The organism is Streptomyces sp. WG5, assembly GCF_049974565.1.
Classification (GTDB): Bacteria; Actinomycetota; Actinomycetes; order Streptomycetales; family Streptomycetaceae; genus Streptomyces.
Window position 1 is genome coordinate 1 of sequence record NZ_JBNGGC010000021.1, and the last position, 14,927, is coordinate 14,927.

The following is a 14,927-nucleotide window of genomic DNA, read 5'->3' on the forward strand; positions in this document are numbered from 1 at the left end:
GGTGTGTTTTTTTTTTTTTTTTTTTCCCCCCCTTTTTCTGCTCTTTCCTCTCTCTCCTCCCTTCCCGTCCCGGGGGGCGGGGCCGGGCGGGGCCTCCCCCCCCCCCCCCCCCCCCCCCCCCCCCCCCCGCCGCCGTCATGAGCAGACCTTGCCGTCCTCCGGCACCGTCCCCTTCACCAGGTAGGCGTCCACCGTGGCGTCGACACAGTCGCTTCCGCTCCCGTACGCCCCGTGTCCCTCGCCCTTCCAGGTGAGCACCACACCCACGTCCTTGCCCAGTTCGTCCGCCATCCTGCGGGCACCCTCGTAGGGCGTGGCCGGATCGCCGGTGTTGCCGACCACCAGGATCGGGGCCGCGCCGGAGGCGCTCACCTCGGGGGTCTCGTGCTGACCGGCCACCGGCCACTCGTGGCACCACCCGGCCGTGTCCCAGCCGAGGAAGGCCCCGAACACGGGCGAGACCTTCTCGAACCTCGGCAGCAGCCTCTTCGTCTCCTCCAGGGTCGGCCGCTGCTTGTCGTCCAGGCACGATATGACCCGTTGGGAGTGGGTCGTCGTGCCGTAGCGCCCCGAGGGGTCACGCTCGTTGTAGCCGTCGGCGAGCGCCAGCAGCTCGGAGCCGTCACCCTCCTCGGCCGCGGCCAGCGCGCTGGTCAGGGCCGGCCACCCGTCCTTGCTGTAGAGCGGCAGCACGATGCCGGTGAGTGCCAGCGTCTGGGTCAGCTTCCGCCCGGGCGACGACGTCGGCAGCGGCTCCGCGTCGAGCCGCTCCAGCAGGTCGGCGATCTCCCGCGATCCCTGTTCCGGGTCCTCCCCGGTGGATTTCAGGTAGTCGTCCAGAGCGCGCTGGAAGCCCCTGGCCTGGTTCTCGGCGTGGCCCATCGTGTCGGCGCTCGGGTCCACGACCGCGTCGAGGACCACGCGCCCCACACGCTTCGGGAACAGGTGGGCGTAGACACCGCCGAGTTCGGTGCCGTAGGAGATGCCGAAGTAGTGCATCTTCTCGTCACCCAGCACATGCCGCATCAGGTCCATGTCGCGGGCCGTGTCCGTGGTCGAGACGTGCCCCATCAGCTTGCCGGCGGCCTTCTCGCAGCCCTTGCCGAAGTCGGCGGCATCCTTCAGGTAGGCCTGCTCCTCGGCCGTGGTGTCCGGAGTGGAGTCCACGGACTCGGCGTCCTCGATCGCCTCGTCGTCGCGGCAGCGGATCCCCTCGCTGGCGGCCACCCCCCGCGGGTCCCAGCTCACCAGGTCGTACCGCTCGTGCAGGGAGGAGACGGTGTCGGCGTAGGACGGCATCATGGAGACGCCCGAACCGCCGGGGCCGCCGAAGTTGAACAGCAGCGAGCCGATGCGCTCGTCGCCGGTCGCCTCGGCACGGATCAGCGCGAGGTCGATCGTCTCGCCGTCCGGCTCGGCCCAGTTCAGCGGCGCCTCGAGCGTGGCGCACCGCCAGTCGCCGTCCGGCGCGGGGGAGTCGGCGGTGCCCTTGCAGCGGCTCCAGTCGAGCGTCTGGGAGGCCAGCGACTCGGGCACCCCGGACGGCGCGGCCACCGACGGCCGTGCGCTGTTCGCCCCGCCTGTCCCGCCGTCGTCCTCCCGGTCACCGGACGAGCCGCTGCTGCAGCCCGCCGTTGCCAGCAGTGCGGCGGCGGCCGTCAGAGCCGTCCACCGTACGAGACGCGCCATGTGCTCTCCCCCCTCGCAAGCCGTCCACGCCGTGCAGTGGATGGCGGTCATGCCATGGTAGGTGGATCGCGCAGCACCTGCCGCGCCCTGTGGACAACTTTCTGAGCTGCGGTTTTTCTCGTGTCGTGGTGCTGTGGAGGTCAGGAACAGACGGTTCCGGCCGCCGGTGCCTTGCCGTCCAGCAGGTAGCCGTGCACCGCGTCCTGCACGCACTTGTTCTTGCTGTCGTAGGCCCCGTGCCCCTGGCCCTGGTAGGTCAGCTGCACGCCGACACGCTCCCCCAGCGCCTCCGCCATCCTTCCCGCGCCCTCGAAGGGCGTCGCCGGGTCGCCGGTGTTGCCGATCACCAGGATCGGCGGCGCACCGGGCGCGCTGACGTCGGGATGCTCGGCGGCACCGGCGACCGGCCAGCCGGTGCAGCCGAGCATGGACCAGGCGAGGTAGTCACCGAACAACGCGGAGGCCTTCCGGAACTCGGGCAGCTTGCGTTCCACGTAGGCGGGGTCGTACCGCGGCTTCTCGTCGGCGCAGCTGATGGCGACGTTGGCCGCGGTGATGTTGCTGTACTCGCCGTTCTCGTTGCGCCCGTTCAACGCGTCCGACAGCATCATGAGGACCCTGCCGTCACCGTTGTACGCCTGCTCCAGACCGTCGGTGAGGTACTCCCAGAAGTCCTTCGAGTACAGAGCCTGTGCGATGCCGCCGGTCGCGGCGGTCTGGGTGAGTTCGCGGGGGAAGACGCCGGGGACGGGTTCGCGGTCGAGGTCCTTCAGGAGCCGCGCCATGCGGTCCTTGACGTCCTGGGCGCTGTTCCCGACCGGGCAGTCCTCGGCCTTCGACACGCAGTCCTCGGCGAAGTTGTCGAGCGCGAGCTGGAAGCCCTTCGCCTGCGCGAGCGAGCTTTGCTCCGGCGTCCGCGTCGGGTCGACGACCGCGTCGAAGACGGCGCGGCCCACCTTCTTGGGGAACAGGTGGGCGTAGACGCCGCCGAGTTCGGTGCCGTAGGAGATGCCGAAGTAGTGCAGTTTGTCGTCGCCCAGGACCTGGCGCATCAGGTCCATGTCGCGGGCCGCGTCGGTGGTGCGCACGTGAGGCAGGATCTGCTTCGAGTGCTTCTCGCAGGCCGCGTTGAACTCCTCCGTGCTGTCCACCAGTTCGGTGCGTTCGGCCGCGTCGTCGGGGGTGGCGTCCTGCTGGAAGTAGGTGTCGAGCTGCTTGTCGTCCAGACACTTCACGGGGGCGCTGCGGCCGACACCGCGTGGGTCGAAGCTGACCAGGTCGTAGCGGGTGCGCAGTTTCGCGTAGTCCTGGCCGAAGGCGGGCAGCGTGGTGACGCCCGATCCGCCCGGACCGCCGAAGTTGAAGACGAGTGAACCGATCCGCCGGTCTGCCTCACCACTGGCCTCGGCACGGATCAGCGCGAGGTCGATCGTGTCGTCCTTGGGGTCGGCCCAGTCGCGCGGAGCCTTCATGGTGGCGCACTGCCAGGCGTCGCCGTCCGGCAGCGGGGACGGGGCGGTGCCGCCGCCCTCGGCTCCGGACGGAGCCGGACAGTCCTTCCAGTCGAGCTTCTGGCTCGTCAGGTCCCCGTCCTCCCGGCTTCCGTCGCCGCAGCCCGCCATCAGGACGGACAGGGTCAGGGCGGTGGCGGTGGTGAGGGTGGTGAGGGGGGCGGCTCGCAGCCGGGAGGAAGTCGGCATGCGTCCATCGTGCGGTTGCGCGGTGTCATGCGCTCGGGGCCGGAGCCGTACGAGGTACGGGGCGGGCCCTTGGGGTGTTTGGATGCGGCCCGGTGAGCACGGTGTCGAGACCCCGAGGCACGGGAGTCTCGCTCACTGGGGGCACGGGTCCGGCCCGAGCTGTACGGGACAAGGGCCGAGGCGTGCGTGGTCGAGGGCCGAGGTGTGCGGTCCGGTCCTGAGGCGTGCGTGGTCGAGGGCCGAGGTGTGCGGTCCGGTCCTGAGTCGTACGGGTTCAGGGGCCGAGGTGTGCGGGTCCGGCCCGGAGACGGCTACAACGCCTCTTTCCGCGTCAGGTGGTTGAAGACCAGCCAGCCCGGCAGTACGGGCAGCCAGAGCGTGAGCAGCCGGTACAGCAGGACCGCGGGGGCGGCGACCTCCTTGGGGAGGCCGACGGCGATCAGGCCGACGGTCAGCGTCGCCTCCACCGCGCCCACACCACCCGGCGTCGGCGCCGCGGACCCCAGTGCGTTGCCCGCGAGGAAGACGACCGCGACGCTCGCCAGGCTGATCGACGTCGACTCGTCGCCGAAGGCCCGGATCGAGGCGTCCAGGCACATCACGAAGCAGGCGGTGAGCAGCAGCATGCCGCCGATGCCGGTGACCAGCTTCTGCGGCCGTTGCAGCACATCGAGCATGCGCGGTACGACTCCGGCGAAAAGCGACCGCACGCGCGTGACGACGAATTTCCGCAGGAACGGCACCGAGGTCACCACGAGCACGAGCACAGCCACCGTCAGCAGACCCGCGATGACCGTCCGGGACGGGGACAGCGACGGTGTCTTCTCGGTGCCGGTCAGATAGCCGAAGGACAGCAGCATCAGGATGTGGCAGCCGAGCCCGAACAGCTGCGACGCGCCGACGCTCGCGACCGCGAGACCGGGGCGCACCCCCGCGCGCTGGAGGAAGCGGGTGTTCAGGGCGACCCCGCCGACCGCCGCGGGGGCGACGATCTTCACGAACGACCCGGCGACCTGCGCGGCCACGGTCCGCAGGAACGGCACCCGCTCGGGCACGAACCCCAGCAGGGCCATCGCCGCGGCGACGTAGCTCGCCGCGGAGAACAGCACGGCCGCGGCGACCCACCCCCACTGGGCGTTCGAGATCAGGGGCCCGAACTCGATGTGGGTGAGCTGCGTCAGCAGGAAGTATGCGCCGATCGCCCCGGCGATGAAGCTGATCAGCGTCCGTGGCCGCACTCGTTCCAGGCGGGCCGGTTCGACGGGGGCCTGCGGCCTGATCCGCAGCACCGCGTGCCGGATCAGCGTGAGCAGGTCCTCCTCGCGGGCCCCCTCCAGCGCCTCGTCGACGGCCCGCTTCTCCGCCCGCTGCTCGGCGCGTACGGCCTTCTTCTCGGCCTTGTCGGCCTTTTCCGGTCTGCTGGTCCTGTCGGAGGCCCCGGGTACGGGGCCCGTGTGGTCGGCGGCCGCCTCCGCGCGGGCGAGCTTCGCCTGCCGGGACGACTCCAGGACCGCCTCCCGCTCGCGCTCGGCCCGCTCCCGGGCCAGCTTGCGCAGGGTCGCGCGCGTGGAGCGGCTGAGCGCGATGGGCTGGAGCATCGGCAGGCAGTCCGCCACGGTGTCGGGGCCGAGCACGTCCACCGCCGAGGCGACCGCGCGTTCGGCACCCACCCGCAGGCCGAGCGTCACCAGGAGCTGGGAGATGTCCATGCGCAGCAGCAGGTCCCCGGCGGCGATCTCGCCGATGCGCAGGTCGGTGAGGATCACCGTGCCGGAGTGATCCACCAGGATCGCGTCGCCCACCAGCCTGCGGTGCGCGATGCGCCGGGACTGCAGGGCCCGCACCTGCTCCCAGGTGCCGCGCAGCAGGTCGTCGGTGATCTCCTCGTCCGACAGCGAGTCGAGGGTGCGCCCGCCGGTGTGCTCGTAGACGAGCATCACGGCGTCGGGACCCAGTTCGGACGTCGCGATCAGTTTGGGGGCGTTGGCGCCGGCCGCGATCGCCGCGTAGGCGAGCAGTGCCTCCTGCTCCAGGGCCTGCCGCAGGGAGGGCAGACTGCTGCGGGTGGCGAAGCCGCGCAGCGTCAGGTTGCGCCACGCGCGGTAGAAGAAGCCCTGTGCCTGCTGCTCCCGGTCCACCACCGTCACGTCCAGCGGTCGGCCGTCCTCCAGCGTGACGAAGTAGCGGCGGCCGCGGTCGCCGGTCTCCGCGGTGTCCGACGGCGCCTCCTCGCGGGCGGCGGTCACCGGGCGGAAGCCGACGTGCCGCAGGCCCGCCATCAGCGTCCGCCCGGTGGGGCGGACGTTGGGGGAGCCCACCGCGTACAGCGTTCCGTAGGCCACGGACCAGCCGATGAGCACTGTCAGGATGATCGAGAACGGCGTCGTGTAGCCGGTGACGAGCATCGAGAAGGCGTCGAGGAGCAGCACGATCCACAGCACCGCGCGCCAGCGGGGTCTGCGGGACATGCCGACGGCCGTCATGTAGGCGATGACCGGCGCCAGGTAGCCGTGCACGGGGTCGGTGAGAGCGTGGACGTCGCCGGGCGAGGGCTGGGTGAGTGCCTCCTGGATGGAGCCGGGGGCCGCCTTGGCGACCCACAGGTCGGTGGCGAGGGTCACGCCGTGTGCGAGGACCGCCGCCAGCACCCCGTCGGCGATCCGCAGCCCGTCCCGTTTGATCAGCCGCTCGATCGCGAACGCGACGGGCACCAGGAGGATCGCGATGCTGGAGGCCAGTCCCGCGATCTTGATCAGCAGATCGGGTGCCTGCCCGGTGCCCTTGTTGATGTCCTGCTCGAGGCCCGAGGTCGTGCCGTGGGCGAAGGCGGCGACGGCGAGCAGTACGGCGATGGCGAGTACACCCACCAGGAGCCGCATCAGGTCGGACGGGCGGTGCACGCGCGCGGGGAGCAGCGGTTCGTCGCCCTCCACCTCGTCGATGTGCGCGACGTCGTCGGGGTCGGCGGCGGTCGCCGTCCTGCCTGCGGCCGTCCGCCGGCCGGCCTTCTCGCCGTCGCCGTCCGCGGTGTCCGGGCGCGACGAAGAGCCAGAGGTGTCCTCGGGGTCCTCGGGGTGCACACCCTGCTGTTTCATCGCCTCTTCTTGCTCTCGTATCACTGGTCACCGCCCGCACGATGGTGGCATGCCGCGTCCGCCTCGACAGGCATCAGGGTGCCCGTGCGGGCCGCACAGTCTGCCCGAAGCGCCGCTTCCGGGCGAGGGACGCGCACCGTCACGAGCGCGTCGCGCTGTCGGCGGAGTGGGGCAGGATGGGTCGGATGAGCGAGCAGAACCTTCCCGACGATGCCCGCGCGGAGTACGCGGACGCGCTGCCCGAGTACGCCGAGCGGGTTCTCGAGGTGACCGAGCTGATTCCGCCGGGCCGGGTCATGACGTACGGGGACATCGCCGAGTACCTGGAGGAGGGAGGACCCCGCCAGGTCGGACGGGTGATGTCCCTCTACGGGGGAGGCGTTCCGTGGTGGCGCGTCGTCCGCGCGGACGGGGTCCTGCTCGCGGGGCAGGAGCTGGAGGCGCTCGACCGCTACCGGGAGGAGGGTACGCCCCTGAAGGAGGCGAGCAGAGCCGCGGAGGGGCATCTGCCGCGCCTCGATCTGAAACGGGCGCGGTGGGACGGCGGCGGACGCGCACAGGGTCACATCTGACAGCTTCCGCCATCGGGACGACCGACGTGTGACCTGTGATCCGTATGAGGGAAAAGGGACACTTCGGGTACGTCCGTGGCATGACGTACGTTCGTGGGGCGGGGGACACAGGCGGCCTGCGTGGCCCGAGGGAAGAAGGGGAAGCTCTGCTTCCGCCTCATCCGTCGGCGTAGCGTCGGCTGCACCAGTCCCTCTCATCCCGCGGCCCCCGTCGTGCCCGCAGCGCGGACGGCCCACCAGCACACCCACCAGGACCGGCGAACCACGTGAGCTCCTTCTCCTCTGCCCGGCACCCGTCGCACCCCCCGGTGCGACGGGGGAGCCGTGGCGCTTACCGGCTGGTGCGTACCCCGCCGGAGCGAATGGATCCCCCTCGTCTGGACGCCGCACAGCGCGCCGTGGTTGACCACCGGACCGGACCGCTGCTCGTCCTCGCGGGCCCGGGCACCGGCAAGACCACGACGCTCGTCGAGTCCGTGGCGGACCGTGTCGCCCGGGGCGGCGACCCCGAGCGGATCCTGGTGCTGACCTTCAGCCGCAAGGCGGCCCTCGAACTGCGCGACCGGATGGCGCTGCGCATGGGGGCCACGCGTGCCCCCCGGGCGACCACCTTCCACTCCTTCGGTTATGCCCTGGTCCGCGCTCACCAGTCCGGCGACCTCTTCGTGGAGCCCCTGCGGCTGCTGTCCGGTCCGGAGCAGGACGTGACGGTACGCGAGCTGCTCGCCGGGCAGGTCGACCTGGAGCGGCTCGGCCTGGCCCATGTGCGCTGGCCCGACGAGCTGCGGGCCTGCCTGACCACCCGCGGCTTCGCCGACGAGGTCCGCGCGGTCCTCGCCCGCAGCCGCGAGCTGGGCCTCGGGCCGGACGCGCTGGGGGCCTTCGCCCGACGCATCGGCCGCCCCGACTGGCGGGCCGCCGCCGTCTTCCTCGCCGAGTACCTCGACGTGCTCGACCTGCAGGGCGTGCTCGACTACGCGGAACTCGTCCACCGCGCGGTGCTCCTCGCCCGCCGTCCCGAGGTCGCCGCGCACCTGGCCGCGCAGTACGACGCGGTCTACGTCGACGAGTACCAGGACACCGACCCGGCCCAGGTCCGGCTGCTGCACGCCCTGGCCGGGGACGGGCGCACCCTTGTCGCCTTCGGCGACCCCGACCAGTCGATCTACGCCTTCCGGGGCGCGGACGTGAACGGCATCCTCGACTTCCCGACCGCCTTCCCGCGCGCGGACGGCCGCCCGGCGCCGGTCGAGGTGCTGCGGACCTCGCGCAGGTCCCGGAGCGCCCTCCTGGCCGCGACCCGGCTGCTGACCCAGCGCATGCCGTTGACCCGGCTCCCCGCCGACAAGGCGCGCGCCCACCGCGAGCCGGCCCCGGTGCGGGACGGAGGGCGCGTCGAGGTGTTCACGTACCCGACATCCGGTACCGAGCTCGACAACATCGCCGACATCCTGCGCCGCGCCCACCTGGAGGACGGCGTCCCCTGGGGCGACATGGCCGTCCTGGTACGCGCCGGGTCACGCACCATCCCCATGGTCCGCCGCGCCCTCACCGCGGCCGGCGTCCCCCTGGACATCGACGGCGACGACCTTCCCCTGCGACACGAGCCGGCGGTGGCGCCCCTGCTGACGGCGCTGCGGGCGGTGGCGGAGGCGGAGGCGGGCGAACGGCCCGGGGCCGGCCTCGCCGTACGCCGGGCGGACGGTGCTGTGCCGGGGGAGGCGATACGCCGGGCGGACGGCGGCGTCACGGACGGGGCCGAGGCCGAGGACGGCCCGGGTCGGGACGACGCCGGCGAGGTGATGCAGGCCGCACCTGGGGCGGCCCTGCAGGCCGGCTCCGGGGCCGACGCGGAGGCGGCGGTGCAGGCCGGGTCCGGGGCCGACGCGGAGGCGGCGGTGCAGGCCGGGTCCGGGGCCGACGCGGAGGCGGCGGTGCAGGCCGGACCCGGGGCCGACGCCGATACGGCGGCGGCGAAGACCGCGCCCGCAGAACGCGCCGACCGCGCGAAGGACCCGTGCTGGCTCCCCACCGAGACCGCCCTCACCTTGCTCACCTCCCCGCTCGCCGGCATGGACGCCGCCGATCTGCGCCGCCTCGGCCGCGCTCTGCGGGAGGAGGAGCGTGCCGCGGGCGACCCGTTGCCACCGCCCTCGGACGTACTGCTCGCGCGCGCGCTGGCCGAGCCGGAGCGGCTGGCGGTGCACGACCCCGCGTACGCGCGCGGCGCCCAGCGTCTCGGCGCTCTGCTGCGCAAGGCCCGCGAGCGTCTGGCGGAAGGCGGCAGCGCCGAGGAGGCGCTGTGGGACCTGTGGGAGGGCACGCCGTGGCCCGCCCGCCTGGAGCGCTCCGCTCGGCGTGGCGGCGCGGCCGGACGCAACGCCGACCGCGACCTCGACGCCGTGTGCGCGCTCTTCGCGACGGCCGCCCGCGCGGAGGAGCGCACCGGCGGCCGGGGCGCCCTGAACTTCCTGGAGGAGATCGACGCCGAGGACATCGCGGCCGACACCATCACGCGGCGTGCCGTACGGCCCGACGCCGTCCGCCTGATGACCGCGCACCGCTCGAAGGGGCTGGAGTGGCGCCTGGTCGTCGTCGCGGGCGTCCAGGAGGGACTGTGGCCGGATCTGCGCCGCCGCGGCTCCCTTCTGGAGGCCGACCGGATCGGCCGCGACGGACTCGCCGAACCGCTCACCCCCGGCGCGCTGCTCGCCGAGGAGCGCCGCCTGTTCTACGTGGCCGCCACGCGCGCGCGTGAGCGGCTCGTCGTGACCGCCGTGAAGGCACCGGCCGACGACGGTGACCAGCCCTCCCGGTTCACGACCGAACTCGGAGTCGAACCCGCCGACGTCACGGGCCGCCCGCGTCGCCCTCTCGCCGTCCCGGCGCTCGTCGCCGAGCTGCGCGCCACCACGGTCGACCCTCGCGTCTCCGAACCCTTGAGGGAGGCCGCCGCCCGCCGGCTGGCGCGCCTCGCCGCCCTCGCCGACGAGGACGGCCGCCCCTTGGTGCCGTCCGCCCACCCGTATCGCTGGTGGGGCATGTGGGACTCGACCGAGAGCAAGGCGCCCCTGCGCGACCGCGACCAGCCCGTCACCCTCTCCGGGAGCGCCCTGGACCAGCTGGCCAACACCTGCGCCCTCCAGTGGTTCCTCGGCCGGGAGGTGAAGGCCGACGCGCCCGCGACCGCCGCCCAGGGCTTCGGCAACGTGGTGCACGTCCTCGCCGACGAGGTGGCCTCCGGACGCACCCCGGCCGACCTCGCCGTCCTCATGGAGCGCCTGGACTCGGTGTGGAACGCGCTCGCCTTCGACGCCCCGTGGAAGTCGGCGCAGGAGAAGGCCAACGCGCGCGTGGCGCTCGAACGCTTCCTGAAGTGGCATGTCATGGACCGCGCCGGACGCACGCCGGTGGCGAGCGAGCACGACTTCGACGTGACCCTGGAGGCGGGCGAGTACGAGGTGCGCATCCGCGGCCAGATGGACCGTGTCGAGACCGACGGCGACGGCCGCGCCTACGTTGTCGACTTCAAGACCGGCAAACAGGCGCCCACCTCCGCCGAGGTGGCCCACCACCCGCAGCTCGCCGTCTACCAGCTCGCCGTCCGCGAAGGCGCTGTCGACGACGTCTTCGACGGCACCCGCCCCGGGCCGGGCGGCGCCGAGCTCGTCCAGCTGCGCCAGGGCGCGCCCAAGCGGGACGGCGGCGAGACCTTCCCCAAGGTGCAGGCGCAGGACCCCCTGGAAGGGCCGGGGGGCGAGTGGGTCGGGGACCTGCTGGCCACGGCCGCCGGCAAGGTCCTCGACGAACGGTTCACGCCGACCGCGGGCCAGCACTGCACCCACTGCGCCTTCCGCGCGTCGTGCAGTGCACGGCCCGAGGGGCGGCACGTCGTGGAGTGAGCGCCCTGAGCCCCTGAGTCCCTGAGCCCCGGAGTCCCGGAGCCCCGGAGCCCCTGAGTCCCGGAGCCCCTGAGCCCCTGAGTCCCGGAGACCTGGAGCCCCGGAGACCTGGAGCCCCGGAGACCTGGAGCACCCGGAGTGACCGAAGCGCCCGGAGCGAGCGGGCAGTCCGGTGTGATGAGCGGCACCACACGTGCTGACCTGCGCGTTTCCCGCTCCGGAGGCGATCCCGCGCCCGCCTGTCAGTGCCCGCCGCTAGCCTCTCTGACGTGCCAGCCCATCTCACTGATCCCGAACAGCTCAAGGAGCTCCTCGGTATCCCCTTCACCCCGGAGCAGACGGCCTGCATCATCGCGCCGCCCGCCCCGCAGGTGATCGTGGCCGGGGCCGGGTCGGGCAAGACGACGGTGATGGCCGCACGTGTGGTGTGGCTGGTCGGCACCGGCCAGGTCGCCCCGGAACAGGTCCTCGGTCTCACCTTCACCAACAAGGCGGCCGGTGAACTCGCGGAGCGGGTCCGCAAGGCGCTGATCAGGGCCGGCGTCACCGACCCCGATGTGATCGACCCGGACAACCCGCCGGGCGAACCGGTGATCTCGACGTACCACGCCTTCGCGGGCCGCCTCCTGACCGACCACGGCCTGCGCCTCGGCCTGGAGCCGACCTCCCGTCTGCTCGCCGACGCCACCCGCTACCAGCTCGCCGCGCGTGTCCTGCGCGAGGCCCCCGGGCCCTACCCCGCGCTCACCCGCTCCTTCGCCGACCTGGTCAGCGACCTCCTCGCCCTGGACGCCGAACTCGCGGAGCACCTCGTACGCCCGGAGGAACTGCGCACCTGGGAAGCCGGCCTCCTGGACACCCTGCGGGACGTCAAGCTCAGCAACGCCGATCTGCGCAAGGTTCCCGAGGCCGCCGCCGCGCGCCGCGAACTCGCCGACCTGGTGATCCGCTACCGGGCCGCCAAGCGCGAGCGGGATCTGCTCGACTTCGGCGACCAGATCGCCCTGTCCGCGCAGCTCGCCGGGCTCCCCGAGGTGGGCCGCGTCCTGCGCGACGAGTTCCGGGTCGTGCTGCTCGACGAGTACCAGGACACCTCGGTGGCCCAGCGCATCCTCCTGGCGGGCCTCTTCGGCGGCGGCACCGGCCACCCCGTGACCGCCGTGGGCGACCCGTGCCAGGCCATCTACGGCTGGCGCGGCGCCTCCGTCGCCAACCTCGACGACTTCCCTGAGCACTTCGCACATGGGGACGGCCGCCCCGCCACCCGTCAGGCGCTCAGCGAGAACCGCCGCAGCGGCGGCCGCCTCCTCGACCTCGCCAACGGTCTCGCCGAGCCCCTGCGCGCCATGCACGCGGGCGTGGAAGCCCTGCGTCCCGCCCCGGGCGCGGAACGCGACGGCACGGTCCGCTGCGCCCTGCTGCGCACCCACGCCGAGGAGATCGACTGGATCGCCGACTCCGTCGCGCACCTCGTGCGCACCGGCAGGACGCCCGGCGAGATCGCCGTCCTGTGCCGCACGGCGACCGACTTCGCCGAGATCCAGGGCGCACTGGTGGCCCGCGACGTTCCCGTCGAGGTCGTGGGCCTCTCCGGTCTGCTGCACCTGCCCGAGGTGGCCGACCTGGTCGCCGTCTGCGAAGTACTCCAGGACCCCGGTGCGAACGCCTCCCTGGTACGCCTGCTCACCGGCCCGCGCTGGCGCATCGGCCCGCGCGACCTCGCCCTTCTGGGCCGTCGCGCCCGGCTCCTGGTAAGCCACGCGCGCGTGGACGGCGACGACGACCCCGACCGGCGGCTCGCCGAGGCCGTCGAGGGGGTCGACCCGTCCGAGGTGATATCGCTCGCGGACGCGCTCGACACCTTCCTGGAGACGCCGTGGGACGGCACCGGCGACGACGACGGGCTGCCCTTCTCGGCGGACGCCCGGGTGCGTTTCGCACGGCTGGCCGCCGAACTGCGCGACCTCCGCCGTGCCCTGTCCGACCCGCTCATGGACGTCCTGCACCGCATCCTCGCGGTCACCGGCCTGGAGGTCGAGCTGTCGGCGTCCCCGCACGCCCTGGCCGCCCGCCGCCGCGAGACGCTGTCGAACTTCCTCGACGTCGCCGCGTCCTTCGCCGCGAGCGACGGCGAGGCCACCCTGCTCGCCTTCCTCGGCTTCCTGCGCACCGCCGCCCAGTACGAGAAGGGCCTGGACAACGCCCTGCCCGGCGGTGAGAACACCGTCAAGGTGCTCACCGCGCACAAGTCCAAGGGCCTGGAGTGGGACGTCGTCGCCGTACCCGGCCTGGTCACCGGCACCTTCCCCAGCGGCCAGGGCCGCGAGAAGTGGACCGCCCAGGGCAAGGTGCTGCCGCACGGCCTGCGTGGTGACGCCGACACCCTGCCCGACGTCGAGTCCTGGGACTCCCGGGGACTGAAGGCCTTCCACGAATCCATGAAGGGCCACCAGCACACCGAGGAACTCCGCCTCGGCTATGTCACCTTCACCCGCCCCCGGTCCCTGCTGCTGGGCTCCGGCCACTGGTGGGGCCCCAGCCAGAAGAAACCCCGCGGACCGTCCGACTTCCTCACCGCCCTGTACGAGCACTGCGCCGCCGGGTACGGCGAGATCGAGGCCTGGGCGGACGAACCCGCCGAGGACGAGGTGAACCCGGCCCTGCACCGGGCGACCGCCGATCAGGCCTGGCCTCTGCCCCTGGACGACGAGGCACTCGCCCGACGCAGGGCCGCCGCCGAGACGGTCCTCGCCCACCTGGACAGCCTCGCCTCCCACGAGGACGGGGGCGGCCGCCCAGCCGCCACGCACGACGTGAACACCTACGGCGACCCGGACTGGCCGCCGCCCCCCGAGGACGACGAGGCACCCCAGGACGAAGAGGGCCCCGGCTGGACCGAAGACCCCGGCGACTGGGAGTCCTGGACCACGGACCGCCCCGTCGCCTCACAGGCGGACCTCCCTTCCACGCCGCACGCGGACCTCCGGTCCGCACCGCCGACGGACCTCCCCGTCACACCGCCGCCGGACGGATCCGCCACGCCGCCGCCGGTCCGGCGGGCCGTCCCCCCGCCGGACCGGCCGACCACGCGACCGCCGGACCGCCGCCCCACCGTCCCCCACCAGGCGACGCCCCCCGGACAGCCCGGCACCGACCTGCCCCGCCCCCACCCCGAGGAGCAGCCACCGGCTCACCCCGCCCCCCGGGACCCGGCCGCCCCCGCCCGCCTCACCCCGGAGGAGGCCCGCACCGTCGCCTCCTGGGACCGCGACCTCGACGCCCTCACCGGCGAGCTCCTACGGGCCCGTGAGAGCGTCACCGAGGTGCACCTCCCGGCGTCGCTGACTGCCACCCAGCTGCTGAGCCTGGCCGCCGACCCGGACGGCTTCGCGCAGGAGCTGGCCCGGCCCATGCCCCGCCCGCCCCAGCCCGCCGCCCGCCGCGGCACCCGTTTCCACGCCTGGGTCGAGGCCCGCTTCGAACCACTGATGCTGCCCCTGCTCGAACCGGAGGAGCTCCCCGGCAGCGAGGCAGAGGTCGCCGACGAACGCGACCTGGAGTTCCTCAAGGACGCGTTCGAGCGCACCGAGTACGCCCGGCGCACCCCGTACCGCGTCGAAGCCCCCTTCCAGCTCTCGCTCGCCGGCCGTGTCGTACGCGGCCGCATCGACGCCGTCTACAAGGAGGGCGACGGGGAGACCGCGACGTACGAGATCGTCGACTGGAAGACGAGCCGCGCCGCCGGCGGGGACCCGCTCCAGCTCGCGCTCTACCGCCTTGCCTGGGCCGAGCAGATGAACGTACCGCTGGAGTCCGTGACGGCCGCCTTCCTGTACGTACGCACCGGCGAGGTCGTACGCCCCGAGGGGCTGCCGGACCGCGCCGCGCTGGAGAATCTGCTGCTGGCCGAGCCGGTCGGTGACGAACCGCACGATCGGGGTGTCCCTGCGGGCCGATAGGCTCGTGAGC

Annotated in this window: 6 protein-coding genes; 3 read left to right on the top strand and 3 right to left on the bottom strand. The window is 73.1% G+C overall.

Annotated features, from left to right (window positions below):
• Window positions 1-135: 135 nt before the first annotated feature.
• The 3 genes from ACP4IX_RS22305 to ACP4IX_RS22315 form a co-directional block, all read right to left on the bottom strand.
• Complete coding sequence (locus ACP4IX_RS22305) at window positions 136-1,689, bottom strand: alpha/beta hydrolase (RefSeq protein ID WP_426522353.1); 1,554 nt, start codon at window positions 1,687-1,689, stop codon at window positions 136-138.
• A gap of 140 nt (window positions 1,690-1,829) precedes the next feature.
• Complete coding sequence (locus ACP4IX_RS22310) at window positions 1,830-3,389, bottom strand: alpha/beta hydrolase (protein ID WP_426556465.1); 1,560 nt, start codon at window positions 3,387-3,389, stop codon at window positions 1,830-1,832.
• Window positions 3,390-3,700: 311 nt separating this feature from the next.
• Entirely contained in the window at window positions 3,701-6,484 is a 2,784-nt protein-coding gene (locus ACP4IX_RS22315; RefSeq protein ID WP_426556466.1) for a lysylphosphatidylglycerol synthase transmembrane domain-containing protein, read from the bottom strand.
• Between the two features lie 185 nt (window positions 6,485-6,669).
• Here ACP4IX_RS22315 and ACP4IX_RS22320 point away from each other — a divergent pair, with 185 nt between their 5' ends.
• The 3 genes from ACP4IX_RS22320 to ACP4IX_RS22330 all read left to right on the top strand — a co-directional run bounded on the left by ACP4IX_RS22320 (window position 6,670) and on the right by ACP4IX_RS22330 (window position 14,917).
• A complete protein-coding gene (locus tag ACP4IX_RS22320; RefSeq protein WP_426522356.1) occupies window positions 6,670-7,056 on the top strand; it encodes an MGMT family protein in 387 nt (128 codons plus the stop codon).
• A gap of 362 nt (window positions 7,057-7,418) precedes the next feature.
• Complete coding sequence (locus tag ACP4IX_RS22325) at window positions 7,419-10,958, top strand: ATP-dependent helicase (RefSeq protein WP_426556467.1); 3,540 nt, start codon at window positions 7,419-7,421, stop codon at window positions 10,956-10,958.
• A gap of 269 nt (window positions 10,959-11,227) precedes the next feature.
• Window positions 11,228-14,917, top strand: coding sequence for a UvrD-helicase domain-containing protein (locus ACP4IX_RS22330; protein WP_426522358.1), 3,690 nt, complete (start codon window positions 11,228-11,230; stop codon window positions 14,915-14,917).
• Window positions 14,918-14,927 lie beyond the last annotated feature (10 nt).

Bases quoted from the DNA above. Each gene is read 5' to 3' on its own strand.
- ACP4IX_RS22305 (WP_426522353.1), bottom strand. From the start codon at position 1,689: ATGGCGCGTCTCGTACGGTGGACGGCTCTGACGGCCGCCGCCGCACTG.
- ACP4IX_RS22310 (WP_426556465.1), bottom strand. From the start codon at position 3,389: ATGCCGACTTCCTCCCGGCTGCGAGCCGCCCCCCTCACCACCCTCACC.
- ACP4IX_RS22315 (WP_426556466.1), bottom strand. From the start codon at position 6,484: ATGAAACAGCAGGGTGTGCACCCCGAGGACCCCGAGGACACCTCTGGC.
- ACP4IX_RS22320 (WP_426522356.1), top strand. From the start codon at position 6,670: ATGAGCGAGCAGAACCTTCCCGACGATGCCCGCGCGGAGTACGCGGAC.
- ACP4IX_RS22325 (WP_426556467.1), top strand. From the start codon at position 7,419: ATGGATCCCCCTCGTCTGGACGCCGCACAGCGCGCCGTGGTTGACCAC.